The sequence below is a fragment of the Bacillus sp. FSL K6-0972 genome (genome assembly GCF_037976035.1).
Taxonomy (GTDB): domain Bacteria; phylum Bacillota; class Bacilli; order Bacillales; family Bacillaceae; genus Bacillus; species Bacillus haynesii.
In genome coordinates, this window is the sequence record NZ_CP150260.1 from 1,360,302 (window position 1) to 1,385,116 (window position 24,815).

A 24,815-nucleotide genomic window follows, 5' to 3' on the forward strand; every position below is an offset into this window, starting at 1 on the left:
ACGAAAACAAACAATTCGTGAAGCGGCAGGAAGAACGGATCATCATCCCGAAGCTGTTCTTTTGTTCAAAGCGTTAATGAAGGTTTTCACATTTTTCTTGTCCTGCATGACGGGTGAATATATATAGGAAAGCGTCCTGTTAAAGGTTTGATTTTTCAGCCGGATCACGGAAAGGTTTCCGTGCTGTACGTCTCTTTCAATGACGCTTTCAGACAGGAGAGACAGCCCGATGCCCGTCATGAGCGTTTCTTTGATCCCCTGGTTGCTGCTGATCGTCAGAAACGACTTCACTTTTAAACCGTTTGAACGGATGACATGGTTTAAGTATTCGCGTGTGCCTGAGCCAACTTCGCGCGTTACCCACGTTTGATTTTGCAGATCGGCCATTGTCACGTCCTGTTTGGCCGCAAGCGGATGATCGCTTGAAGCAGTGATAAACAATTCGTCCTGCATAAAGGCGTGTACAGAAAGCTCTTTTTCATTTGTCTGTCCTTCGATCAAGCCGATGTCCACTTTGTACAGGCGGACGGATTGCACGATTTCTTCCGTATTTCCAATGACGGCCTTGAGTTCGAGCTCAGGATATTCTTTTTGAAGGTCGAACAAGAGCGATGGCAAAATATATTCGCCGATTGTGAAGCTTGCGCCGATTTTCAGCTCGCCTTTGATCGAGTTGTGGTGATCGAGAATGTCTTGACGCGTTTGTTCATAGATGGTGATCATTTGTTTGGCGCGGTCGTATAAAATTTCACCGGTTGGCGTGATTTTTAAATATTTCGGAGAGCGTTCAAATAATTTCGTCTGGAATTCTTTTTCAAGATTTTTAATGTGCATGCTCACGCTCGGCTGCGACATAAGAAGAAGCTCGGCCGTTTTCGTGAAATTTTTGACTTCTGCAAGGGTAACGAATGTCTTCAGCGCATCATAATGCACACGAATCTCTCCTTTATTAAAAATCTTAATAGCTGTGATAATTAATATATATTTTACTAATGTTGAGTATTCCAGTAAACTTTAAATTAGAATCTTTTTTAGGAATGTTTGGTTTGAAGCAGGCTGACGCCGAGCGGCAAAGGGGACGTGATGAGTGAGCGCTTACAATATTTCTTAGCAGCAAAAGCCGTGATCGACAGATGTTTTGTGTCAATAAAACCGATTTGATTTATAGGAATAGTGGATATATGATGAGTGTAATCCTTTTCCGTTTCAAAACAAGTCATGATTTTTTTATTCCTTAGTGAGGTGGATATCGTTGCAACTTCAGGTAATGAACAGTCCTTTTAATCAGGAGCAGGCAGAGCTCCTCAACCGCCTTCTGCCAACTTTGACGGCATCACAAAAAGCCTGGCTGAGCGGTTATCTGGCGGCTGTGCAAACCGCCGATGCCGCGGCGGCGCTTGAAACATTGCCGGCGGAAGTTCCGGCTGCAAGCCCGGCCCAGCCTGTTTCCAAAGAAGTGACCATTTTATTCGGATCGCAGACAGGAAATGCACAGGGACTTGCCGAAAACGCGGCTAAGACACTTACAGAACGGGGATTTCAAGTCACCGTCTCTGCAATGAGCGATTTTAAACCGAATCAATTGAAGAAACTAAAAAACCTCCTGATCGTCGTCAGCACCCACGGTGAAGGGGATCCGCCGGACAACGCGCTGTCATTCCATGAATTTCTCCATGGCAGACGGGCTCCGAAGCTCGATGATCTCCGTTATTCTGTGCTCGCTCTTGGCGACACATCGTATGAGTTTTTTTGCCAGACCGGAAAAGAGTTCGATCAGCGGCTTGGTGAGCTTGGGGGCACAAGGCTCCATCCGCGCGTCGATTGCGATCTCGATTATGATGAGCCGGCTGCAACATGGCTTGACGGTGTCATCTCAAGCTTAAACGAAGGACAGGAACAGGGCACAAGCGCCGCACCTGCTCAACCGGCATCTCCGCAAGCCACAGGAGGAGAAACGGTATATTCGAGAAAAAATCCGTTCAGAGCGGAAGTGCTGGAAAATTTGAATTTAAACGGCCGCGGCTCAAATAAAGAAACGCGCCATCTTGAATTATCGCTCGAAGGCTCAGGCTTGACTTATGAACCTGGTGATGCGCTCGGCATCTTTCCGGAAAATGACCCGGAACTCGTCGATATGCTGCTGGCCGAGCTGAAATGGGATCCGAATGTTACCATCACTGTTGATCAAGGGGAAAACCTTTCACTAAAAGAAGCGTTGACTTCTTACTTTGAAATTACGGTGCTGACAAAGAAATTCATTCAGCAGGCGGCAGAACTCATTGAAAATGAAAAGCTGCGCGAGCTTGCCGCTTCGGAAAATGCGGATCAATTAAAAGCGTATATCGCCGGCCGCGACCTGATTGATTTTGTTCGGGATTTCGGTCCGATCGCAGCAGCTCCGCAGGAATTTGTTTCGATTCTTCGAAAAATGCCGCCGCGTCTTTATTCGATCGCATCGAGCTTCGCTGCAAATCCGGATGAAGTGCATTTGACGATCGGTGCTGTCCGCTACAATACGCACGGCAGAGACCGAAAAGGGGTCTGCTCGGTTTTATGTGCCGAACGCCTTCAGCCTGGCGACACGCTGCCTGTTTTCATTCAGCCGAATAAAAACTTTAAGCTGCCGGAGAATCCGGAGGCTCCGATTATCATGGTCGGTCCTGGCACAGGCGTTGCGCCGTTTAGGTCATTTATGCAGGAGCGCGAAGAAACCGGAGCACCGGGTAAATCATGGATGTTCTTCGGCGATCAGCATTTCGTCACCGATTTCTTATATCAGACAGAATGGCAAAAGTGGCTGAGTGACGGCGTGCTGACAAAAATGGATGTCGCGTTCTCGCGGGATACGGAAGAAAAAGTATATGTACAGCACCGCATGCTGGAGCACAGCAAAGAACTGTTTGAGTGGCTTGAAGAGGGAGCGGCTTTCTACGTTTGCGGTGACAAGAACAACATGGCCAAAGATGTTCAGAACGCATTGCTTGAAATTATCGAAAAAGAAGGCGGCAAAAGCCGTGAGGAAGCTGAAGCCTACCTGGCAGAAATGAAAAAGCAAAAACGCTATCAGCGCGATGTATACTGATTTTGATTGAAAGGGGACTTTTTCAACATGGGGAACGAAATTTTAAAAGCGCCTGAAGGCCCGCCGAGCGATGTAGAACGCATTAAGAAAGAAAGCAACTATTTGCGCGGCACCCTGAAGGAATCGATGCTCGAGCCGCTTTCAGCCGGAATTTCCGATGACGACAACCGTCTGATGAAGCATCACGGCAGCTATTTGCAGGATGACCGCGATCTCCGCAATGAGCGTCAAAAGCAGAAGCTTGAGCCGGCGTATCAGTTCATGCTGCGCGTCCGGATGCCGGGCGGTGTCGCAACGCCTGAACAGTGGCTTGTCATGGATGAGCTTGCCCGGAAATATGGAAACGGCACATTGAAGCTGACAACCCGGGAAACCTTCCAAATGCACGGCATTTTAAAATGGAATATGAAAAAAACGATACAGTCGATCCATTCAGCCATGCTAGATACCATTGCAGCATGCGGCGATGTTAACCGGAACGTCATGTGCGTTTCCAATCCGTATCAATCAGAAATCCATGCAGAAGTGTATGAATGGTCGAAAAAGCTGAGTGATGACCTCCTGCCGCGCACACGGGCATATCATGAAATCTGGCTTGATGAAGAAAAAGTGGCCGGTACGCCTGATGCGGAAGAAGTCGAACCGATGTACGGACCGCTGTATCTGCCGCGGAAATTTAAAATCGGCATCGCCGTTCCGCCGTCAAATGATATCGACGTATTTTCACAGGATCTCGGGTTTATCGCGATTGTGGAGGATGACAAGCTCATCGGCTTCAACGTCGCGATCGGCGGCGGCATGGGCATGACCCACGGGGACAAAGCAACGTATCCGCAGCTTGCCAAAGTCATTGGCTTCTGCAAGCCTGACCAGTTATACGATGTCGCCGAAAAAACGATTACGATCCAGCGTGACTACGGAAACCGCTCGGTTCGCAAAAATGCCCGCTTCAAGTACACGATTGACCGCCTCGGCTTGGAAACGGTCAAAAACGAACTGGAAAACCGCCTCGGCTGGAGCCTCGCTGAAGCAAAACCGTATTATTTCGAGCATAACGGCGACCGCTACGGCTGGGTCAAGGGCGTAAAAGGAAGATGGCACTTTACGATGTTTATTGAGGGCGGTCGTGTTACTGATTATGATGATTACAAGCTGATGACCGGCTTAAGGGAAATAGCCAAAATTCATACTGGTGATATCCGCCTCACAGCCAACCAAAACTTGATCATTGCAAATGTCACAAGTCAAAAGAAGAAAAAGATCAGCGAGCTGATCGAACAGTTTGGTTTGACTGACGGCAAGCATTATACAGCGCTCCGCCGCAGCTCGATCGCATGCGTCGCACTGCCGACGTGCGGATTGGCGATGGCCGAAGCGGAACGGTATTTGCCGAAGCTGATTGACAAAATTGATGAAATCGTTGTAGAAAACGGTTTGAAGAATGAAGAGATTACGATCCGCATGACAGGATGCCCGAACGGCTGCGCCCGCCATGCGCTCGGCGAAATCGGCTTCATCGGAAAAGCCCCGGGCAAGTACAACATGTACCTCGGCGCGGCTTTTGATGGCAGCCGTCTGAGCAAAATATACCGGGAAAACATCGGTGAAGAAGAAATTTTAAAAGAACTTCGCGACATTCTTCCGCGCTATGCGAAAGAACGCAATGAAGGAGAACATTTCGGAGATTTCGTCATCCGCGCCGGAATTGTTAAAGAAACGACGGACGGAACGAATTTCCATGATTGATGGTCATTTTAAAAAAAATGCCTCAGCCCTTTGATTGGTGCTGAGGCGTTTTTCTGTTTACGAAAATGACCGGGCCGTTTCCGATTCGATGATCATTTTCATAAACTCGGCAGCCGCAGGTGTTGCTTCTTCAAATGAAGGTGTAATCAGGCCGACCTCGCGGATAATTTGAGGAGAGATGTCTTTTTTGATTAACTGATGGGACACGGAGGAAAGCGAAAAGTTTGAAATCAAGCCGATCCCCAAGTTGTTATTGACCATATTGACCAATGTTTCCGCGTTTTGCACAGTCAGATTTTCTTTTAATTCGAGGCGGTGTTTTTGAAAGATTTGAGATACGGCAATTTCGTGCCCGCCTTTACAAAAAATCAATTCATTTTGATGTTTTTTCAGATCAATGAATGGTGCGTCTTTTAAGTGATGATATTGCTCAGGAATGACGGCCGCCATCCGGTCTTGGAACAATACTTGACTTTCGAACCCGTCAAATGGAGAGGCGACGATTCCTAAATCAACCAGGCGAGTTTCAACCCATTGCTTGATTTGATCAGAGGTACCCTCGATCAGCTCGATTTGTACGAGCGGATATTTTGATCTGAAGGAGGCGATAGCCTGCGGCAAAATATTCGCTGAGACGGCAGGGAACGAGCCAACCTTAACTTTCCCCCTGAGCAGATGATTTTCTTGATCGGCCACCTGGTATATTTTGTTTTCAATCACGATCATCTGTCTGGCCAGTACGACGATTTCCTTCCCCGCGTCAGTGAGCTTTATCTTGTTTTGTTTATCCCGAATCAACAATTTGACCCCGAGCGACGTTTCCATACTTTTTATAGCTTTGCTCACGGCCGGCTGTGAAATATACAGTTCGTTGGCGGCTTCTGTCATATTTAGTGTCTCCGCGACTTTCACAAAGATGTGAAGGCTGTTCATATTCATAACCAATTGGTTATACCCCCGATAATAAAAATGTATTTCAGTTATATGTCAATATAGCATATGCTGTACATGAAACAAAGAAGAAAGGTGACGGGTTATGTTTAAAGTACTTTTTGGAATCATCTCTGTAACACTTATTTGGGGGTATACCTGGGTGACAATGAAAATCGCAATCACTGACATTCCCCCTGTTTTATTTTCGGCACTGCGGCTGTTCATCGGAGCAGTTCCTTTGTTTGTGATTCTCTTGTTCAAAGGAAGGAAACGTTCAATAGGAAAGGAGAATATCAAGCATTATCTGGTGATGAGTTTATTGATGGGTTTAGGTTATATGGGGGTGTTAACTTACGGCATGCAGTTTGTCGATTCGGGAAAAACGTCTGTTTTGGTGTACACCATGCCCATTTTTGTTACTGTCATCAGTCATTTTAAATTAAACGAGAAAATCAATGTGTATAAAATGCTCGGTTTGTTTTCTGGTTTGATCGGTCTTTTGTTTATATTAGGAGGAGGGATTCTGCATGTTGATCAAAACGTCATATTTGGAGAACTTTGTGTTTTAATCGCAGCGCTCAGCTGGGGCATCGCCAATGTTTATAGCAAACTGAAATTTAAACATACAGATATGATTCATATGAATGCATGGCAGCTTCTCACAGGGGCGGTGATGTTATTGATCTTCTCTTTTATACTGGAACCGTCCCGGCCGATTCACTGGTCAAATGAAGCGATCTTGTCTCTTTTGTTTAACGGTTTATTCTCTACGGCTTTGACGTTCGTCGTTTGGTTTTGGATACTGAATCAAATCGAAGCGTCAAAAGCATCGATGGCTTTAATGTTTGTCCCCGTATTAGGCCTTTTATTCGGCTGGCTGCAGTTGCATGAACAGGTCACATTCAGCATCCTGATCGGCGCATTCATGATCTGTATCGGGATTTTTATGAATACTTATCAATTTAAAAAAGTGTAAAAAAAGGCAGAGGGTCTATATGGTAATATGAAATGGGAGGGAGATTGATGAAAATCGAACACATCGCCATATGGACGAACAATTTAGAGGAAATGAAAGATTTCTATACCCGGTTTTTTCACGGAAAGGCGAATGAAAAATACGTCAACCCGAAAAAGCATTTCGAATCATATTTCATTCAATTTGAATCGGGAACACGGCTTGAGCTGATGAGACGCCCCGATCTTGCAAAAGGAGAGGAAAACGCTTGCGGCTATGCACATATGGCGTTTTCCTTAGGATCGCGGCAAGAGGTTGACGAGATGACGAGCCATTTTGAAAAGGAAGGATACCAAGTTGCCGGAAAGCCGCGCGTCACGGGAGACGGGTATTATGAAAGCGTCATTCTGGATCCTGACGGCAACATCGTTGAGCTGACCGTTTGACGGCAAAAAGCTAATGTCCGTTTTTAGACATTAGCTTTTTTCGTTTAGATGGCAGCATCGAGCTGATTGATTTTCCATTTGTTGTTTTCTTTCACAAACGTGATCTTTCTTTTCGCGGTCACTGATCCATCCAATGCCGGTACGGAAAATTCATATGTGCGGGTATTATTTTTTTGTGAGATCAGTTTGATTTTTGCCTTGTCCCATCCTAAGAGGTTATCCCCATCGCCGACAGGCACAGCCATTTTTCCTTTATAAGAAATGATGTTGTATTTTTCAAATCCTTTTTTAATGGCGTCTTTTGTGAAAACTGGTGTCAAGTAGTCTGTTAATTTTGCTTTTGTGCTGAATTCACTGCACATATACGTATATGGAAGACCGCGGTATTCAAATGTTTTGGATTGGCAAGTTGAGTTTTTCGCTTTTGGATTGTGGCCGCTCATCGTATTCCAAAAGTGCTCCCGTGCCTGCAAGGTCATTTGCATGACTTGCTTATTTGTTAAATTCCCTGATGTTTGATTTTTCGCTGCGAGAGACGCTCCGGCAGGCAAGATCAGTAAAACAGCTAATAAACAAGCGATTAACTTTTTCAATGTTCCTCTCTCCTTAAATATATCTCTTATGTTACAAATGTTACAATAATTACAGATAGATTACAAGAGGTTTGCGAGAAAAATTTTCCTCCGCTGTTTTCTTATATATGACGACATAAAAGCAGCTGGGGTTTACGTATATTGATTCGTTTCCCGGATTTCTCTGCTCATAAACACAAAAGCATCATGTTGAAAAAACATCTTATACTGAAAAAGAATTCCAGCTTAAACCTGCGTCAAAAGCAGGAAAGAGAACGACTGAAACATAAATGAATAATGTTGTTAAAAATCAGAATTTTATATAAAATCAAACTTTACCAGTAAAAAAACTGTAACGAAATTCGCATCAATCTGTCATAGCGATGACATTTTGCTGTGTTACGATTTTCCCTGTTAGTTTCAAAAGGGCTAACAAGGGAGGATTTAACTTATGAAGAAGACAATCATGTCCTTGGCTGCAGCCGCGGCTATGTCGGCGACTGCATTCGGAGCGACTGCCTCAGCAAAAGAAATCGAAGTTCAAAAAGGAGACACGCTCTGGGGGATTTCTCAAAACTACGGAATGAACCTCAAGGACTTAAAAAAATGGAATCAGCTTTCTACAGATCTGATTTTACCGGGTCAAAAGCTGAACATTTCTTCTCAAGAAGAAAAATCTGAAGAAAAGCAGTACACCGTTCAGCCAGGGGACACGCTCTCAAAAATCGCAAAAGAGTTCGGTGTGACTGTAAGCGATCTTCAAAAACGGAACAACCTGAAGTCAGACTTGATTATTGCAGGGCAAACGCTTGCGATAAACGGAGAAGCAGGAGAAACGGCTGCAACAGCACCTGTGAAACAAGAGTCCGCGCAAAAACAAAACGATCAGCCTGTCAACGTGCAAAAGGAAATCACAGTGACAGCAACTGCGTATACGGCAAATGACGGGGGCATTTCGGGCATCACAAAAACGGGAGTCGACCTGAATGCGAACCGTGATGCGAAAGTCATCGCGGTTGATCCAAGCGTGATTCCGCTCGGTACGAAAGTATATGTGGAAGGCTATGGCGAAGCGACGGCTGAAGATACCGGCGGCGCCATTAAAGGCCATAAAATAGACGTATTTATTCCAGATAAAAAAGACGCTTTCAATTGGGGCGTCAAAACCGTAAAGGTCAAAATTTTAAACTAATATAAAAAAATGCAGGAGGCGTTTCATGCCTCCTGCATTTTTTTGAGGACCGATATTTATGCTGCATGATGTTCCGCGCGTCTGCTTTTCACAAAAAACGAAATCACAAGAGCAGCGGCTGCAAAGACGATGGCTACGAAATAAACCATATGAACGCCTTCTGTCATGCCTTGCATGTGCAGCTCCTGACGGCTGCCTCCTGAAGAATGCGCGATAAAGCGATTCGAAACGGTCGTCAGGATCGTCGTGTACAATGCCGGACCGATGGCCCCTGACACTTGATTGACCGTATTCATAATCGCCGAACCATGCGGGTACAGCGGTTTTGGCACCTGGTTCAAACCGAGCGTCATAATCGGAGCCATCGTCAACCCGACGCCGAGTGTGAAGCCGGCGTACAGCATCATTCCGACCGCCATCGGCGTATCGCTTGAAATATTCGTAAACAGCGAAAGGACGGCAATCACAATGATCAATCCGGTGATCAACAGCGGTTTAAAGCCAAGCTTATCAAACAGGCGTCCTGCAACAAGAGATGTCATCGCCAGGACAAGGCCGCCCGGCAGCATAAGAATGCCTGTATAAAGCGGTGACAGCTCAAGCGCCATCTGGAAGTAAAGCGGCAAAATCAGCATCATCGAAAACTGCAGCATCATCACGATCCACATCAGGATAACCGAGACGGAAAAAATTTTTGAACGAAACGGCCTCATATCTAGCATCGGCACTTTCAATTTGAGCTGGCGCATGACGAACAATATTAATCCGATGACACCGGCCGCCAGTCCGATGATGACTTTCGGACTGCTCCAGCCCGCTGCTTCCCCGGCGTTGCTGAAGCCAAAAACGATTCCGCCAAACCCGACGGTCGATAAAAGAATTGATAATATGTCAATTTTCGGATACGTCAGTTCGGTTACATTTTTCAAGCGGAACGCCGCATAAAAAATCATGAAGACCGATACTGGCAGCATCATGAAGAAAACAACCCGCCATGAATAATGCTCGACAATATAGCCTGATATGACCGGACCGATCGCCGGGGCAAATAAAATAACGAGCGTGAGGATCCCGGTCATCGTTCCGCGTTTTTGCGGCGGAATTAAAGTCAGTATCACATTCATCACAAGCGGCAATATCAGGCCCGTACCCGAACCCTGGATGATCCGTCCTGCGAGAACGAGCGGGAAGACCGGAGCGATTCCGGCCAGCAAGGTTCCCACTGTAAATAACGTCATCGCAGACAGAAACAGCTGCCTTGTCGTAAAGCGCTGCATTAAAAACGCGGTAATCGGCACAGCGATGCCGATCATGAGCATATATCCGGTTGACAGCCACTGGGCCGTGTTCGCTGAAATGCCGAAATCGTCGATGATCTTCGGCAAAGCCACATTCATGACCGTCTCATTAATTAGAGCGAGAAAATTTCCGACGATTAAGATTGCGATAATCATGAAGGAGCCTTTTTTAGCTTGTTCCATTTGCATGTCCCACCCTTTATGATCGTTTTAGTAAAAAAGGAATTTGTTCGGCGGCTGCACTAAGGGGCCGGCCGCTTTTTTTCGTCACTGAGAGCACATACGCACCCTCAATCATCGCTTGTATCGCGACGCTCAGCGTCTCGGCAGTTTCCGGCGCATAGCCTGACTGGAGCAGTTTATCCTGATAGACAAGCTGCCAGTCTTGATAAACCTGTTCACACGTTTGGCGGAGCCTTTCGCTGAACGACCACGTTTCTGCGGCGACGGATACGATCGGAATATCATCGTTTTCTTCCATGATGTACTCCTCGATTCCGTCAGCCATCATCTGGATATAAGATTGAAACGCCTTGACAGGATCAGCTTCACGGCGGATCACTGACAATATATACGCTTTGATTCTTTCCCCGGTTAATTGAATCGCTTCTTGCGCCAGCTCTTCTTTGCCGCCGGGAAAATAATAATAAAGCGATCCCCGAGGCGCTCCGCTTTCGGCTGTGATTTGGCTCAGACCTGTGGCATGGTAGCCTTGTTTGCGGAACAAGCGTGAAGCCGCCCGCAATATTTTGTCGCGGCTGCTCATTTTTTCTGCCATTCTATCATTCCCTTATACTTTATACTGATCGGTCTATATAATTTTAACGAAAAAAAAGACCTTTTTTGAAGGCCTGTTTTAAAAAAAGGACGATTTGTCCATATGGGGGTTCACCGCGAATCCGCTGAAGGCTTCAGAAAGCCGGCAATGAGAGGCGCCACAGCAATCGCTGCCAAGATCGACAAAAGGCTGTCAGATATGAAGTGAACAAAAGCAGAGTTGATGGTATAGAGTGCGAGCACCGTTAAATAAACGGCCAAAAAAACATAGCCGAACATTTTCTTGCGGAACGGTCTTTTGAGTTGAAATGAAAAACGTCACTGTTCTGTTCTCCCTTCGCAGGAAATGTTTCTCAATCCTCGTATGTCTGGTTTCTTTCTTTGTTGTCTTCAAATGCCAGATGAATGACAAATAAAAACAGACAGGCGATGATTTCGACATCCAGCGGGATGGTGATGCTGTCCATCAATTCATCAGCGAGATGGATGGCAAGCCACGTAAAAAAACATTCGATCATAAAGGTCACGGCTTTATGCCCGATCATAAAGCTCAGAATTTTTTCCGGGATTTCAAACAGCGCGCCGAGGCCAAAAGATAAAAGGATATACCAGAAGAGCGACCAGGGCGATTCGTATGTAACGCCGAAAATCGCAAAAAAACCGGCAACGCCGAAATAATAAGACCCGAATAAGAGCGTAAACACAGTGAGGATCAAAAGAAAGATCATAGTCACTGCGAACATGGTACCGAGAGTTTTTTTAATCATTAAACATTCATTCCTAATCATGCAGTGTATATTCATGATATCAGAAAAATATCCGGTTGTGAGTTATAAATGAGATTTGGGGGTTAAAGTTTGTGTGGATGAAGGGAGTGAAGAGAGCGTTCTAAAAATTTTCTAATGGGTTTTTCGAGACTAATTAATCACCATATATCATATTTGGAGCGTTTTCATAAGGGCTGCAATCAGGAGGAAAGGATCTAACCTCAACTGTTCTTCCTGTATCGAGATGTTTAGCCCACATGTTTTCGATCTTTTTCCATTCTCCTTTATTTAAGTTACCATCCATCGGCACAAGGTTGTCAAGCTTTCCAGACCCTTCAAATATACTTGCTGCCGCCTTCATCGGTTTTTAAGCGATCTTCATGTTCAGAGTCTTGGATAGCATTTTCCTCAAGTACTAAAGTTTCAATCATTTTAGGGTTTACCACTTTATAGAGTGGGATTGGTGAATTCAAGAAAATGAACCTTTTGATTTAGGTTATATTCCTATTGAAAGAGATTTTATTTGTCATTTCATTTTCCTGGAGGCAACATATTTACAACCGCTGCGACTCCCGGTACACTACATAAAAACAGGACAGGCAGGTGCAAAAATCGAAAGATGAAGCGGGCTTTAACTGACCAATATGGCAGCTTTACAGAGATGGTAGAAAACGAAATAGAAGGGACCGATTATTCGGTGGCTGCGCGGGATGCAGGGAGCGCTCTGCTTGTGATGGCTCCCCACGGGGGCGGAATCGAGCCGGGCATCAGTGAAATTGTCAGGGCTTTTGCAGAGGGTTCTTCGGTTTATTTATTGGAAGGATTGAAAAGGCGCGGCAATAAGAGTCTTCATGTGACAAGCGCCCATTTTGACTGCCCGCTTGCCGTGCGAATGGCTGCGGGACATCGATATATACTGGCGTTTCACGGATATGATGAGCCTATCCGCCGGCATACGCTCATCGGGGGGACAGATCGAAGGCGCGCCTTGATGTTTGCGGAGACATTGGAGATGCACGGTTTTTCTGCGGAGCTGGCCGCTGAAAGGGGATATCTTTCAGGTACAAACCCTGCAAGCATCAACAATCGCTGCCAAACCGGTTTAAGCGTGCAATTTGAAATCAGCACTGCCCAGCGGAAGGCGATGTTTGAGAAATTCACATTAAAGGGCAGGCGAACGTCTCAAAATGAGGTGTTTTCCCGCTATGTCAAAGCTTTGAAGGAAGGGGCCCGCATCGCATATGGGCCGAGTGCAGCCGGCAGCTGAGCCGGCTGTTTTTTATTTTCTCAGCATATACGCCGGCCGGCTTTCTGCCGCGACCAATTTGCCGAGGCCGTTTGCTGCTGCGTACGGGCGGCGGGTTTCCCGCCGGTAGCGTGCAAGTTCGTCTTCTTCTTCAAGACGTGCAGCATTCGCTGATTCGCTTTCTTGGGAAATGCTTGCCATCCACGCCTCATGAAACTGGATCCCGGCTTGCCGTTTTTCAAAGAGCTCGATCCGCTTGACAGCGAACGATTCCGTGACTTTAAAGAGGTCGGCGATCATTTTAGCGGCTTGGCATCGCAGCTGAGGAAAATCCATTTTTAAAAGCATAAAAGTAGGGACGCAAAAATGGTACATAAATTGATTGGCCTGGAACTCCTGCAGCTCCCTAAACATCTGATTCATGTAAAGCTGGTTTCCCGCATGCTTTAATACGTGGCACAGCTCATGGGCAAAATCCTCCCACTGCTTTTCCTTTGAAAGGCTGCTGTTGAGAATAATGCTGTACATGCCGTCATGCTTAATCATCATGCTGTTGACATTTTCATAGTGAATCCAAATATTAAAATGAGCGGCTATGCGATTCATATCAATGTGGTGAGGTTCAAAAAAACCAAACTTTTGATACATATTTTTGACGTATTCTTCTAGGTGAGACAAATAAAACTTCAATACGAGACACCCTTTCGAACGAATGTTCTGTTTTTAGCGGGAAAGAAAAGCCCGTCAAAGGGGCTGTCATGATTTCATGCAAATCTATCATATACGATGAGCAGCCTCTTTAGCAAATCTTTCCCTTTTTTGTCGTCTTATCTATTAAATCGGCGCTCACCAGGTCATGCTTAATAAAAATTCCTTATTTATCCGTTTTGTTTATCTCCGGGCTTTCGTTTCTTCTCTTTTTCTTTTAAGTATTGAATGAACTCGATGGCCTGCTGTCTGCTTTCGGGGGAAAATTCCTGCATGTCGCGGTATGCAATTTGCAGATCCGGATCTGCGATTTCGTCTTCAATCGTTTTTTTCTTTTCCGTTCCTGTCAATAGATAGTCAATCGTCACTTTATAGTATTCGGCGAGTTTTTTTAATGTTTCATAGTCCGGCTCGCTTCTTCCGTTTTCGTAATGGGAGTAGCGGGCCCGAGATACACCGATCTGCTTCGCCACTTCTTCCTGTGTCCGTTTTCCTCTCAGGCTCTTCAGTCTGCCGCCTAACATAGAATGACCTCTCTTCCTCAATTCGGCATGTTTATCTCTATTATAGATACAAAATGTATCGAAATAAACATATGATAAAAAAAGTATCAAAAAAGTGTTGATGATAAGAATTGTATCGTATATAATCAAACCATCAGATACGTATTGTATCAAAAACAGGGAGTGAGAACATGTGCGAAAACGGTTGATCGAAGAGCGTTCTAAGAGGGGATGGACGCAGAAGCAAGTGTCGGAAAGACTTGGACTCTCCGAGGTTTATGTTCGCAAAATCGAAAGGGGAACACGCAATCCCGGCAGAGAAACGATGCTGAAATTCGAAACGCTTTACTCATTGCCTGATCGATTGCTGTTTCCCGATCTTTTTCAGGTCTATATGGATACATATTGTATCAACGAAGCCCTGTATGAAAGAAGGCGATGTCATGAATCTTGAACATCCGATGGTCACGCACATTCGAACGCACGGCTATCCAAAGGAAGCCGACAGAGAGCAAATGCGAAGACCCGGCGGACTCGCCGGATATCCACAAGGAGGCAGCATGGGTAAAATTGTGATTTCCTACAGCTCAGACCGGTTTGATCAATGGCGGCTCGGCGAAGCCGGGGGATTCATCGCTTTTACGAAAGACGGCAAGCCTGTATTCCAATTCGATCATAAAGGCCAATACGAACGGTACCTCAGGCTGAACTGCAAAAGGCAGAAGGAAGGGGGAAGATGAATGTCCCGTCCGCTGAATCAAAGCTATCCCTTTTCGGTTTACTCAGGGCTTTTAACACCTGTGCACTACGAGAAAATAGGCAATGCCATTTGGCTGTTTTTATGGTGCATCAGTTCAACAACAAAGGAAATCAAACGCGATGGGATGACATGGGGCATCGTGCTCGGCAACAAGCCGCTGAAAGCAGCAGAACTGGCTCTTCAATTCGGCGTCAACGAAAAAACGATCAGAAGGTGGCTCGCTCTTCTCGAACGAAACGGCTACATTGCGGTCACAAGAGCGCCTTACGGAATGATTTTGTCAGTCAGACATTCAAAGAAATTTGCCTATGCCAGCCATGTCCGAACAGAACTGCCTGATCGGACAGAAGAGACTGGCCGTGCGGACAAGCTTGTCCAATCCAATAAAGATATCACACAAATAAACACAAAACATAATATGAGTTCCATAAAAACAATAGCAGAACGATTTGCCGCTCTCAGGTCTTTGCAGGAAGGAAAGCCTGTCCATCCCTCATCAAAAGACTACCAGGCCATCGCCCGGATTGTCGCCCGCGGAGTGTCTCTTCCGCAAACAATCAAATGGCTTGAACAATGCTTTGAGGAGTATGAGACGCGGCGCCGAAGCCGCCATGAAACGATCAAGGTCTTCAGCTACTGTGAAAAATATATCATCGGCCGGCTGGCTGAAACGGAAGCGAAAACAACTGTCAGGAGGGAGAACAATGCCCAAAAGAACAATCGAAGAGGTCATGGACGAACTAAGGAACAGGAGTCGTCTATCACAGGGGGACAAACCGGAAGAATCCGCCGCAAAACGGTATGACTGTCCGAAGTGCAAAGATGAACTCGGATTTATCGAACGGCGCGGAACGATGGAAGTATGGGTATCATGCACCTGCCGCGAATGGCGCAAAGCGCAAAAGCTGTTGAAGTCGAGCGAAATCACCGAACAATTTAAAAACTTAAACTTTGCTCAATTCAAGACGGAAGGAAAGCACCAATCTGTAAAAGAGGCGTATGAATGCGCCGTTGAATATGTACAAGCTTACCGGGACATTCAGGAAAGCCGCAGAAACAGCATCGCGCTCTTGGGACGACCCGGTTCAGGGAAGACTCATTTGCTGACGGCCGCCGCCAATGAGCTGATGAGGAAGCTTTTCGTACCCGTCCTTTATTTTCCGTTTGTCGAAGGATTCAATGATTTAAAACAGGACTTTTCGTTGCTTGAGGATAAGCTGAACCGAATGAAGCAAGTCGATGTGCTGTTTCTCGATGATCTGTTTAAGCCGGTGGGAGGCAGGCCGCGGGCGACGGAATGGCAGATCGAACAGACATATGCCGTCGTCAATTACAGGTATTTGAACCATAAGCCGATCATGCTGTCCAGCGAGCTAAGCGTTGAAGAAATTGTCAGCATAGACGAAGCGCTCGGAACGAGGCTGGTTGAAATGTGCCAGGACTTTCTCGTCGTCCTGAACGGGAGCTCTTTCGGCATCAATCATAGACTGGAGGGGATGGTTTGATGTGCCCGCTATGTAACGGGAGAAAATCAGTCCATCAGGACGCAAGGATCGGAACGATTTTCCGCGCTTGTCCAAACTGCCGCGCTGAAAGCGGTGATTTGACGGATGTGATCAAACATCTGGAAGCGCTGATTGCAAAAATGAAAACAAGGGTGAAACAAGGTGCTTAAATGTTTAAAAGCTATGATTCTCATCATCTGGACAGCTGCAAAAAGTGACGCACAAATGAAACGATGGCACGAAGAAGACGGAAAGTGAGGAAGACATACGTGAAGAACGAAAGTGAGGCGTACAGCCCATCACCATGGCGCGTCGTCAGAACAAATACCGACCTGTACATTTATTCAGCATACAGCAAAGCCGAAAAGAAACGGTTTCCTTATTCCAATGGGCGGGTGATTGCCAAAGTCGCCGACTACAGCGCATATTCCAAGGAAAAAAATGCCCGCTTAATCGCTGCGGCTCCCGAACTTTTGACCGCAGCGAAGCTCACGCTTGCCTATTTGAGGCGAAAACGGCCCGCTCCCAGTGATTCAGTTGAGAATCAATTGATGAATATTTTAGAAAAAGTCGTCGCAAAAGCGGAATTTGAAGAGGAGGAAAAAAGATGAACCATCCGGCAAAGTTAACAGATATCCACGCTACAACGCTTGCAAGCCGCATCAAAAAAGGAAAGGTGACGGTAATCGTCCTTGACGGAATGAACGGCACGGCATGGCAGGCCGAGGCGCCTGAACACGGCAAAACCGTCATTGAAACGAGAAAGGGAGACCTCGCAAGGGTCGAATTTGAAATCGGCTATAAGCTATAGCTCTACAACTTGAATATTTGTCCAAGACGGAAAGCCTGCGGACGCTGATCAGATGCACATCTTACTGTGCGGCTGATTGGTGTCCTTTTTTATTTCAAAAAAACGGAGGTACACCAAAATGGAAGATTTACTTTTTGAATATAAAAGAGCGCTGAAAAACACGAAAAAGCTGTATCGGCCCTATCAAGATGAACAAGGGCTGACAGCTGAACAGCTGAAAGATAAAAAACTGATCAGAAACATGATGACCGATTTGGAATATGTGATCGACTGGCTTGAAAACGGAAGGGAGCCGGGAATCAGACGGGCGATTGACAGGCGAGATGCTTATAAACGGATGCTCCTGAAAGATCCGCAGATCATCGACACGTTCTCAGCACAGATTGCATTTGAACCGGCTCAGGAAGTGTCAGCATACGATAAAGCCCGGATTGAAACCGCACTGTCTGCCCTTACGGCACGTGAAAAAGAAATCTTCATTTTACATAAGGTCGAACAGTTTTCCTATGAGCGGATTGCCACCATGCTCGGCATCAAAAAGTCCACTGTTCAAACCAATGTGAAACGGGCACAGCTGAAAATCGCGAAACAAACCGAAAAGCCTCTCGATTGTATGGCATAACGATATATCTGTCTTTTGTCATACGTTTGCCACCTATAAGTGAAAAGAGAAAAAAATATAATGAGACATACTATTATAAATGGAAGATTCATATAGCGATGAAATATTACTGTTTCCGAGGATGAGAGGCGGTGAAGATGAACAATGCCAAGGAAAAGGGATCCAAAAAGGGATGAAGCTTTTCGTCTCTATCAAAAATACGGGGGAAACATTACGAATCTTGCAATCGCAAGAGAACTCGGTGTTTCAAATAAAAAAATCAGCGTTTGGAAAACCCGCGACCGCTGGAAAGAGGCTTTAAACGGGGATGACACGAACCGAGGAAAAGCAGACATCCACAATGAAGGGCTGAATGAACGGCAGCGGCTGTTTTGCATCTATTATGTGAAAAGCTTCAATGCCACCCAAGCGGCGATAAAAGCGGGCTATTCCCCGGCCAGCGCCCATGTGACAGGCTGCCGGCTTCTAAAAAACGAAAAGGTGGCCGATGAAATCAGGCGGATCAAAAAAGAAATGGTAGGGGAGATATTCGTCGAGGCGATGGATGTTCTCCAAGTCTATGTGAAAATCGCGTTTGCCGATATGACCGATTATGTGACTTTCGGCAAAAAAGAGGTACAGGCTGTCGGAAAGTCCGGACCGCTGTTTGATGAAGAAAACAATCCGGTTATGAAAGAGATCAGCTTTGTCGATGTGAAACATTCCGACCTCGTCGATGGTACAGTCATCACGGAAGCGAAACTTGGGAAAGAAGGAATCGCAATCAAGCTGGCCGATAAAATGAAGGCGCTCGATAAGCTCTCACAGTATTTTGACCTTTTCCCTGATTCATTTAAGCGGAAAATTGAAGATGAGAAGCTGAAGCTCGCCAAACAAAAAGCCGACAAAGATGCGGAACCAGGTCCCGTTGAAGTGGTCATCGCCCGAAAAGGTGATCCGGCTTGATCATGAAAGAAGTCAATCCGCATTTTGAAGATTATTTGTTTAACTGGGATCAGACGTTTCAATTTCTTGTCGGCGGATACGGTTCGTCGAAAAGCTATCATACCGCTTTAAAAGTCGTATTAAAGCTGCTTCAGGAAAAGCGGACTGCTCTTGTCGTAAGGGAAGTGTTTGAAACACACAGGGATTCGACTTTTTCTTTATTCGCATCCATTATCGATGAGCTGGGTGTTCATAAGGCGGCCGAGGCGGTTTCTTCACCGATGCACATCAGGTTTGCAAACGGCAGCCGGATTATTTTTAAAGGGATGGACAACCCCGCGAAATTGAAATCTATCAACAACATCTCGCTGATTTGGATTGAAGAATGTTCGGAAGTGAAGTATGAGGGCTTCAAGGAACTGATCGGCCGGCTGAGGCATCCTGATCACAGGCTGTATATGATGTTGACGACAAACCCCGTCAGCCAGTCAAACTGGACGTACAGACACTTTTTCAAGGATGAGCGGAACAAGCGGTCTATTTTGGATGATGAGGTCTTGTATAAAAAGCGGGTCGCTGTCGTCGGTGATACGTATTACCACCATTCCACAGCGGATGACAACCTGTTTTTGCCGAAAAGCTACCTCAAACAGCTTGATGATATGAAAGCATATGATCCTGACCTGTACCGGATTGCCAGAAAAGGACGGTTCGGGGTAAACGGCACCAGGGTTCTGCCGCAATTTGAAGTGATGGAGCATGAGGAGGTCATGAGACAGATCTCCGCCATTTCCAACCCGCTGAAGAGAACCGGAATGGATTTCGGATTTGAGCAATCCTACAATGCCGTCGTCCGGGCGGCCGTCGATCCCGACAAAAAATATTTATATATCTATTGGGAGTACTACAAAAATAAAATGACAGATGACAAGACGGCCGAAGAGCTTAACGAATTCACGGTTACGAAAGAGCTGATCAAAGCTGATCCGGCCGAACCGAAAAGCATTCAGTTTTTCAGGCAAAACGGTTTCAACATGACCGCAGCCCGCAAGTTCCAAGGCTCACGCCTGCAATATACGAAAAAAATCAAGCGGTTTAAAAAAATATTCTGTTCTGACCGATGTGCCAATACGATCTACGAATTGCAGCCGCTGACCTATGCGACGGATAAAGACGGCAATCTGAAGGAGGATCAGTTTACAATTGATCCGCACACGCTTTCCGCGCTATGGTACGCGCTTGATGATTATGAAGTCACCGATTTGAAGGCTGAGCCGGAAGCGAGAAAACGGCCGAACAGGAAAAGGGGGAGAAGCGTATGTCCACTCAGCAAACGGTAAGAGCGAAAGTCATGAAATCCCGTTTTCACGGGCCTGTAACAAAACAAATCTATGAAGATCAATTTTCGGAGATCTACGGCGATGATATTATCGCTCCGCCGTACAATTTGAAAGAACTGAAAGCCATTGCCGAATATTCTTCAATTCTCCAGCAATGCATTGACGCCTATAAAACGAATATTGCGGGTTTCGGGCTCGATGTAGAATACGCTTTTGATTTTAACGGTGCGGATGTGAAGCCCGATAAGAAAAAAGCTGCTGAGACCGATTGGACAAGGCTTGAAGATTTTTGCCGCCATCTTCATTTTGATGAATCGGCTGAAACGATTTTAAGCCATATGATAGAGGACCGCGAAAAAACGGGGAACGGGTTTTTGGAGGTGCTCAGAAACGGTGCGGGGCAGCCGGCCGGAATTGAATATCTCGATGTCAAAAATATGCGCGTATGCGGATTTACAGAACCGATCGAAGTTGAATTCGCCTACATGGAAAACGGATCGCTAAAAAACATCAAAAGGGAAAAAAGGTTCCGCAAGTACGTTCAGATGATTGACGGCAGGAAAGTGTACTTTAAAGAGTACGGCGATCCGCGGATCATGGATATGACCACCGGAGAGTTTGACAGACAGACTCCTCCTGAACGAAGCGCGAATGAAGCGATCCATTTTAAAATCGGCAGCGGCATCTACGGCGTTCCCCGCTGGATCGGAAATATTGTCAACCTGTACGGAGCGAGGAAAGCGGAAGAGCTGAATTATATGTACTTCAGACAAGGCCGGCACGTACCCGCCGTCATTACGGTTGAAAACGGCATGCTCTCAGAGGCTTCGTACAGAGAGCTGCAGGAATACATGAACGACTTGGAAGGCGTTGAAAATGCCCACAAATTTTTGCTCATCGAAGCGGAGGGGATCGCCCAGGAAAAAGACATTCACGGCAGCCAGGACATTACGCCGGTGAAAGTTGACATCAAATCCCTCGCCGAAATTTTGCAGGAAGATGCGCTGTTTCTTGAATATGACGAGAAAACGCGGAATAAAATTCGCTCTTCCTTCAGGCTCCCGCCGCTCTACACTGGTGATGCCCATGAATATAACAGGGCGACAGCCGATACCGCCCGCAAAATCACCGAAGAACAGGTTTTTGAACCGGAGCGGAAAATATTGATCGGCAAGCTGAATACGCTGTTTCTCCGTGATTTAAACATTTTTCACGCGAGGCTCCAGCTGAAAGGACCGGACTTTCGCGATCCGCTTGAGATTGCAAAAGTACTCGGTCCTTTTATTCAGGCGGGAGCGGTATCTGCAAATGATTTGCGCGACCTGGCCGGCAGAGTGCTCGGCAAGACGCTTGATGAATGGCCGGAGGAAGAATTCAGCAGGCCGCTCGTTTACCAGGAAAGCTTAAAGAATAATGAAGCGGAAGCCGGAGCACTGCTGCCTGAACTGCAGGAAGCCGTCGAGACATTGAAACAGATCACTGAAAGGAGGTGAACACTTCGTGCCGAGAGAGCTTAAAAATGCCAAGATCAATTTCGTCAGTTATGTCGACAAAGCGGCGAACAAAAAGAAATTTTTCATGACGAAGTCGAGTGAACCGCCGACATTTCAAAAGGAAGTCAAGCTGATTGCAAAAGCCGAGGATGAAAAGAAGCTCGTCTACGGCGTGGTCTACGAGCCGGACATTGCGGATGCCCACGGCGATTTTATGACGGCTGAAGAAATCCAAAAAGCCGCCCACGGTTTTCTGAAAAATGCCCGGAAGATCGACAAGGATCACAATTTCCAGGGAGGCGTCGGAGAAGTCGTGGAGTCCTACGTAGCGCCTGCTGATTTTGAAGTAAACGGCGAAACGATTGTGAAAGGCTCTTGGGTGCTGGTGACAAAAGCCGGTGATGAGATCTGGGAACAGATTAAAAAAGGAAGCATCACCGGCTACAGCATGGCGGGCACTGCCGAAACGGTCGAGCACCCGCCCCGCGCCGGCTCTGAAACCGATGAGACCGGCAGTTTCTTTCAGCTGTTTAAGCAGTTTTTTGCCGGCGACAAACAAAAAACGGGAGAGGAAGAAAAAAAGATGAAACGATCAGAAGTTCAAGGAACGATTGAAGCCGTCTTGGCTCCGCTTCTCAAACGTCTTGACGATTTGGAAGGGGATAAAGCGGCAGACGAAAAAGAGCAGCAGACAGACCAAGACGCACATGTGAAGGAAATCGTCGAGGACATGCTCGCCCCTCTTATTGCACGCATTGAAGCACTCGAAAAGATGAGAGGCGCCTCAAAGCAGGCAGCGGCTGAAAAAGACGGGGAAGAAGAAGTTAAAAAATCGATTTGGAGCGGATTGCTTTAATTTGGAGGAGGAAGACAATGAGAAATCAAGAGATTATTCGTAAAGCCGAGATGTCGCTTGCGACGCTGAAAAGCGGAGGATTAATGAATCCGGCGCAGGCTTCTGCATTTATTCGAATGGTGCAAAACACGCCGACAATTTTCAGCGAATCGCGCGTGATTCAAATGGAAAACGACTCGCAAAAATTTGAAAAGATCGGTTTTGGCCAGCGGATTTTAAGAGCGGCTGATGAAGGTAAAGCATTGGCGAAAGACCAATTAACCGCACCGGTGACCAGCACGGTCGAGCTGAATGCAAAAGAAGTCATTGCTGAAGTCAACATTACTTATGACACGCTCGAAAATAACATTGAAAAAGACGGCCTTCAACAGACATTGATGCAAATGCTGGCGGAACGGGCTGCTGTGGATATTGAAGAACTGATCGTCAACGGTGATGTCGCGTCTTCAGATCCATATCTTGCCCAGCTCGACGGGATCCGGAAGCAGTCGGTCTCCCACATCGTCGATGCGAGCGGGGAGCAAATCAGCCGACAGCTTTTCAAACAGGGGCTGAAAGCTGTTCCGGCAAAATATATGCGCGTTCCACAGGAATTCAGATTCTACACATCGCTCGGTCAGGAGATTGAATGGAAAGACCGCGTCGCAGACCGTCAAACCACTCTCGGGGATGCGGCAGTTCAGGGCGGACTTTCAACCGCTTTTGGCGTGCCTGTTAAAGGGGTCTCAAATATTCAGCCGTATTCATACGGAGAAGGAGATGCGGCCGCCGAAGCATCAGACATTATTTTGACACATCCGAAAAATATCATTCTCGGTTTCTCGCGCAATATCAGAATTGAAGTCGATAAAGACATTCGCGCACGCAAATTTATCATTGTTCTGACGGCAAAACTGGATAGCAAATTCGAAGAAGAAGACGCGGTTGCAAAAATCGTCAATGTAAAAGAGTAAATGCCTTAGTCCGAACGCTTCCAATGAAAGCATAGCCGATCGGCGGGGAACGAGTCCGTGCGCCCCGGACAACAGCTAAAAGCTCTGGAAGGATGTGATGAACATGCTGATCACGCCCGACGATATCATCCAATATTCCGTTATTGAAGCCGTGAAAAACCGGCCGCAGGAATTGCTACGGCAGGATATCCTTGAAGCTGAAGCGGAAGCCGAGCAGATAACGGGGCATCGTTTTACAGATGAAAAATATGATCCGCTGCCGGAAAAGGCAAGGCTCGCTTTGCTGCAACTGGCACAATACTTTGCATTGAAAAACGGTGATGAATCGCTTTTGAAAGGCTACAAATCTGAGAAATTGGGTGACTACTCCTATACGCTCTCAAGAAGCGGAGGCCTGGCGAAGCCCGACGTCTATAAACTGCTCGAAGAATTTATTCTTGATTATGAATCTGTTCGATTTAAGGTGCGGCCGCTATGAGCTACAAAAAATTATTAAGCGACCGCTGTGATATCTATCATCTAAAGGAAGACCAGGCCGAGGAAGCAATGTACGGCATTCCCGCGCCATACCTGCAGCCGATCCGCACATACGGGGACACACCTGATCTTCAAAATGTTCCCTGCTATTTTACGGAAAAAAACCAGTCGATCGTCCAGCAAGAACCCGAACAGGTCATTTATCATTCATATTTGGCCCATTTTCCGGCGGATGCAGATGTGCGCCTTCACGATCAGGCGGTCTGGAACGGTGTCAGCTACACGCTTCAGCAGCCGCGCAACATCAAAGGCCATCACCTGGAAGTCTTAGCGGTCAGGGATGAAAAACTATGAAAATCAAAGGATTGAAACAGCTGTCGCAGACGCTGGAAAAAGCGGGGCAGAGCGGCTTTCGAACTGAAGCTGCCAAGTGGCTTGAAAAGGCGGGAACCGATTTTTTGGACCTGGTCCGTGACGAAATCGTGCGCGCCGGATCGATTGATACCGGCAGCCTTTTGCGCTCGTTCAAGCGGGGGGCCGAAGGGAACAGGTGGGAAATCGAAAAAGGCGGACTCACGCTTGAAGTCGGGACGGAGTTAGAGTATGCCTCATTCGTAAATGACGGCCATTGGTCAGGCGGAAAAGATGAAGTCAGGTGGATTCCGGGACAATGGCACGGCGGCCGGTTTCAATATGATCCCGGTTCATCGTCCGGCATGGCCTTAAAACGGCAATGGGTAAAGGGAACAGGCTATTGGGAGCATGCGCTTTACATATTTGAGCGTTTATTTGAAAAACGCCTGCATGAAAAGCTGCAAAAATGGCTGAATTCCCTGTAAGGAGGTGAAG

Annotated in this window: 31 protein-coding genes; 22 read left to right on the plus strand and 9 right to left on the minus strand. The window is 46.5% G+C overall.

What is annotated here, in order from left to right; translation table 11 throughout:
* Nucleotides 1-42 precede the first annotated feature (42 nt).
* The gene (locus MKX80_RS06895; RefSeq protein ID WP_182070845.1) at nt 43-933 is read right to left on the minus strand and encodes a LysR family transcriptional regulator; all 891 of its coding nucleotides are present in this window, start codon (nt 931-933) and stop codon (nt 43-45) included.
* A gap of 319 nt (nt 934-1,252) precedes the next feature.
* On the opposite strand from MKX80_RS06895, the gene MKX80_RS06900 reads away from it, so the two are divergent.
* Together MKX80_RS06900 and cysI are read left to right on the plus strand one after the other, a co-directional pair.
* A complete protein-coding gene (locus MKX80_RS06900) occupies nt 1,253-3,082 on the plus strand; it encodes an assimilatory sulfite reductase (NADPH) flavoprotein subunit (RefSeq protein ID WP_268343023.1) in 1,830 nt (609 codons plus the stop codon).
* A gap of 27 nt (nt 3,083-3,109) precedes the next feature.
* On the plus strand, nt 3,110-4,828 hold the full coding sequence (cysI, locus tag MKX80_RS06905) for an assimilatory sulfite reductase (NADPH) hemoprotein subunit (RefSeq protein ID WP_268343022.1): 1,719 nt from the start codon (nt 3,110-3,112) through the stop codon (nt 4,826-4,828).
* A 57-nt stretch (nt 4,829-4,885) separates the two neighbouring features.
* On the opposite strand, the gene MKX80_RS06910 is transcribed toward cysI, so the two are convergent.
* Nucleotides 4,886-5,773 (minus strand): LysR family transcriptional regulator, encoded by an 888-nt coding sequence (locus tag MKX80_RS06910; protein WP_154994901.1) that lies wholly within the window; start codon nt 5,771-5,773, stop codon nt 4,886-4,888.
* A gap of 91 nt (nt 5,774-5,864) precedes the next feature.
* Here MKX80_RS06910 and MKX80_RS06915 point away from each other — a divergent pair, with 91 nt between their 5' ends.
* Together MKX80_RS06915 and MKX80_RS06920 are read left to right on the plus strand one after the other, a co-directional pair.
* Nucleotides 5,865-6,737: a DMT family transporter gene (locus MKX80_RS06915; RefSeq protein WP_268343021.1), complete on the plus strand. Its 873-nt coding sequence runs from the start codon at nt 5,865-5,867 to the stop codon at nt 6,735-6,737.
* Nucleotides 6,738-6,784: 47 nt separating this feature from the next.
* Complete coding sequence (locus tag MKX80_RS06920) at nt 6,785-7,162, plus strand: VOC family protein (RefSeq protein WP_154994905.1); 378 nt, start codon at nt 6,785-6,787, stop codon at nt 7,160-7,162.
* A gap of 44 nt (nt 7,163-7,206) precedes the next feature.
* Here MKX80_RS06920 and MKX80_RS06925 read toward each other — a convergent pair whose 3' ends face one another.
* Nucleotides 7,207-7,755: an IseA DL-endopeptidase inhibitor family protein gene (locus MKX80_RS06925; RefSeq protein WP_154994907.1), complete on the minus strand. Its 549-nt coding sequence runs from the start codon at nt 7,753-7,755 to the stop codon at nt 7,207-7,209.
* A 430-nt stretch (nt 7,756-8,185) separates the two neighbouring features.
* Here MKX80_RS06925 and MKX80_RS06930 point away from each other — a divergent pair, with 430 nt between their 5' ends.
* Nucleotides 8,186-8,926: a 3D domain-containing protein gene (locus MKX80_RS06930; protein WP_154994909.1), complete on the plus strand. Its 741-nt coding sequence runs from the start codon at nt 8,186-8,188 to the stop codon at nt 8,924-8,926.
* Nucleotides 8,927-8,982: 56 nt separating this feature from the next.
* Here MKX80_RS06930 and MKX80_RS06935 read toward each other — a convergent pair whose 3' ends face one another.
* The 4 genes from MKX80_RS06935 to MKX80_RS06950 form a co-directional block, all read right to left on the minus strand.
* Nucleotides 8,983-10,407, minus strand: coding sequence for an MDR family MFS transporter (locus tag MKX80_RS06935; protein WP_234112904.1), 1,425 nt, complete (start codon nt 10,405-10,407; stop codon nt 8,983-8,985).
* A gap of 16 nt (nt 10,408-10,423) precedes the next feature.
* Nucleotides 10,424-11,002 carry a TetR/AcrR family transcriptional regulator gene (locus MKX80_RS06940; RefSeq protein WP_154994913.1) on the minus strand — a complete coding sequence of 193 codons (579 nt, stop codon included), beginning with the start codon at nt 11,000-11,002 and terminating at the stop codon, nt 10,424-10,426.
* A 352-nt stretch (nt 11,003-11,354) separates the two neighbouring features.
* The gene (locus tag MKX80_RS06945) at nt 11,355-11,768 is read right to left on the minus strand and encodes a regulatory YrvL family protein (RefSeq protein ID WP_154994915.1); all 414 of its coding nucleotides are present in this window, start codon (nt 11,766-11,768) and stop codon (nt 11,355-11,357) included.
* A 154-nt stretch (nt 11,769-11,922) separates the two neighbouring features.
* The gene (locus MKX80_RS06950; protein WP_234112907.1) at nt 11,923-12,129 is read right to left on the minus strand and encodes a DNA/RNA non-specific endonuclease; all 207 of its coding nucleotides are present in this window, start codon (nt 12,127-12,129) and stop codon (nt 11,923-11,925) included.
* 258 nt (nt 12,130-12,387) lie between these two features.
* Between MKX80_RS06950 and MKX80_RS06955 the strand changes: the two genes are divergently transcribed.
* Nucleotides 12,388-13,035 (plus strand): poly-gamma-glutamate hydrolase family protein, encoded by a 648-nt coding sequence (locus tag MKX80_RS06955; RefSeq protein ID WP_154994919.1) that lies wholly within the window; start codon nt 12,388-12,390, stop codon nt 13,033-13,035.
* 12 nt (nt 13,036-13,047) lie between these two features.
* Here the strand turns inward: MKX80_RS06955 and MKX80_RS06960 are convergent, their stop codons facing one another.
* Both MKX80_RS06960 and xre read right to left on the minus strand, forming a co-directional pair.
* On the minus strand, nt 13,048-13,704 hold the full coding sequence (locus MKX80_RS06960) for an ImmA/IrrE family metallo-endopeptidase (protein ID WP_154994921.1): 657 nt from the start codon (nt 13,702-13,704) through the stop codon (nt 13,048-13,050).
* Between the two features lie 188 nt (nt 13,705-13,892).
* The gene (gene xre, locus MKX80_RS06965; RefSeq protein ID WP_154994922.1) at nt 13,893-14,246 is read right to left on the minus strand and encodes an HTH-type transcriptional regulator Xre; all 354 of its coding nucleotides are present in this window, start codon (nt 14,244-14,246) and stop codon (nt 13,893-13,895) included.
* A gap of 172 nt (nt 14,247-14,418) precedes the next feature.
* Here xre and MKX80_RS06970 point away from each other — a divergent pair, with 172 nt between their 5' ends.
* The 16 genes from MKX80_RS06970 (at nt 14,419) to MKX80_RS07045 (ending at nt 24,805) form a co-directional block, all read left to right on the plus strand.
* Nucleotides 14,419-14,679, plus strand: coding sequence for a helix-turn-helix transcriptional regulator (locus MKX80_RS06970; protein WP_268293885.1), 261 nt, complete (start codon nt 14,419-14,421; stop codon nt 14,677-14,679).
* Nucleotides 14,669-14,965: a hypothetical protein gene (locus MKX80_RS06975; RefSeq protein WP_154994926.1), complete on the plus strand. Its 297-nt coding sequence runs from the start codon at nt 14,669-14,671 to the stop codon at nt 14,963-14,965. The genes MKX80_RS06970 and MKX80_RS06975 overlap by 11 nt, the downstream gene beginning before the upstream one ends.
* A complete protein-coding gene (locus tag MKX80_RS06980; protein WP_339228220.1) occupies nt 14,966-15,790 on the plus strand; it encodes a phage portal protein in 825 nt (274 codons plus the stop codon).
* The gene (locus MKX80_RS06985; protein ID WP_182070835.1) at nt 15,690-16,490 is read left to right on the plus strand and encodes an ATP-binding protein; all 801 of its coding nucleotides are present in this window, start codon (nt 15,690-15,692) and stop codon (nt 16,488-16,490) included. Before MKX80_RS06980 ends, MKX80_RS06985 begins: the two co-directional genes overlap by 101 nt.
* On the plus strand, nt 16,490-16,660 hold the full coding sequence (locus MKX80_RS06990) for a hypothetical protein (protein ID WP_165395376.1): 171 nt from the start codon (nt 16,490-16,492) through the stop codon (nt 16,658-16,660). Before MKX80_RS06985 ends, MKX80_RS06990 begins: the two co-directional genes overlap by 1 nt.
* Nucleotides 16,661-16,759: 99 nt before the next feature.
* On the plus strand, nt 16,760-17,101 hold the full coding sequence (locus MKX80_RS06995; RefSeq protein ID WP_182070833.1) for a hypothetical protein: 342 nt from the start codon (nt 16,760-16,762) through the stop codon (nt 17,099-17,101).
* On the plus strand, nt 17,098-17,301 hold the full coding sequence (locus MKX80_RS07000) for an XtrA/YqaO family protein (RefSeq protein ID WP_154994935.1): 204 nt from the start codon (nt 17,098-17,100) through the stop codon (nt 17,299-17,301). Before MKX80_RS06995 ends, MKX80_RS07000 begins: the two co-directional genes overlap by 4 nt.
* 118 nt (nt 17,302-17,419) lie before the next feature.
* The gene (locus MKX80_RS07005; protein WP_182070832.1) at nt 17,420-17,923 is read left to right on the plus strand and encodes a sigma-70 family RNA polymerase sigma factor; all 504 of its coding nucleotides are present in this window, start codon (nt 17,420-17,422) and stop codon (nt 17,921-17,923) included.
* A gap of 144 nt (nt 17,924-18,067) precedes the next feature.
* A complete protein-coding gene (locus tag MKX80_RS07010; RefSeq protein WP_234112919.1) occupies nt 18,068-18,868 on the plus strand; it encodes a terminase small subunit in 801 nt (266 codons plus the stop codon).
* Nucleotides 18,865-20,187 carry a PBSX family phage terminase large subunit gene (locus MKX80_RS07015; protein WP_339228225.1) on the plus strand — a complete coding sequence of 441 codons (1,323 nt, stop codon included), beginning with the start codon at nt 18,865-18,867 and terminating at the stop codon, nt 20,185-20,187. The genes MKX80_RS07010 and MKX80_RS07015 overlap by 4 nt, the downstream gene beginning before the upstream one ends.
* Nucleotides 20,166-21,680, plus strand: coding sequence for a phage portal protein (locus MKX80_RS07020; protein ID WP_154994940.1), 1,515 nt, complete (start codon nt 20,166-20,168; stop codon nt 21,678-21,680). The genes MKX80_RS07015 and MKX80_RS07020 overlap by 22 nt, the downstream gene beginning before the upstream one ends.
* 7 nt (nt 21,681-21,687) lie before the next feature.
* Nucleotides 21,688-22,536, plus strand: a complete 849-nt coding sequence (locus tag MKX80_RS07025) for an XkdF-like putative serine protease domain-containing protein (RefSeq protein ID WP_182070828.1) — start codon at nt 21,688-21,690, stop codon at nt 22,534-22,536.
* A 17-nt stretch (nt 22,537-22,553) separates the two neighbouring features.
* Nucleotides 22,554-23,489, plus strand: a complete 936-nt coding sequence (locus MKX80_RS07030; protein ID WP_339228227.1) for a phage major capsid protein — start codon at nt 22,554-22,556, stop codon at nt 23,487-23,489.
* Nucleotides 23,490-23,592: 103 nt separating this feature from the next.
* Nucleotides 23,593-23,967: a DUF3199 family protein gene (locus MKX80_RS07035; RefSeq protein WP_023856716.1), complete on the plus strand. Its 375-nt coding sequence runs from the start codon at nt 23,593-23,595 to the stop codon at nt 23,965-23,967.
* Nucleotides 23,964-24,320 (plus strand): YqbH/XkdH family protein, encoded by a 357-nt coding sequence (locus tag MKX80_RS07040; protein ID WP_268293880.1) that lies wholly within the window; start codon nt 23,964-23,966, stop codon nt 24,318-24,320. The genes MKX80_RS07035 and MKX80_RS07040 overlap by 4 nt, the downstream gene beginning before the upstream one ends.
* Nucleotides 24,317-24,805, plus strand: a complete 489-nt coding sequence (locus MKX80_RS07045; RefSeq protein ID WP_154994947.1) for an HK97 gp10 family phage protein — start codon at nt 24,317-24,319, stop codon at nt 24,803-24,805. The genes MKX80_RS07040 and MKX80_RS07045 overlap by 4 nt, the downstream gene beginning before the upstream one ends.
* Nucleotides 24,806-24,815 lie beyond the last annotated feature (10 nt).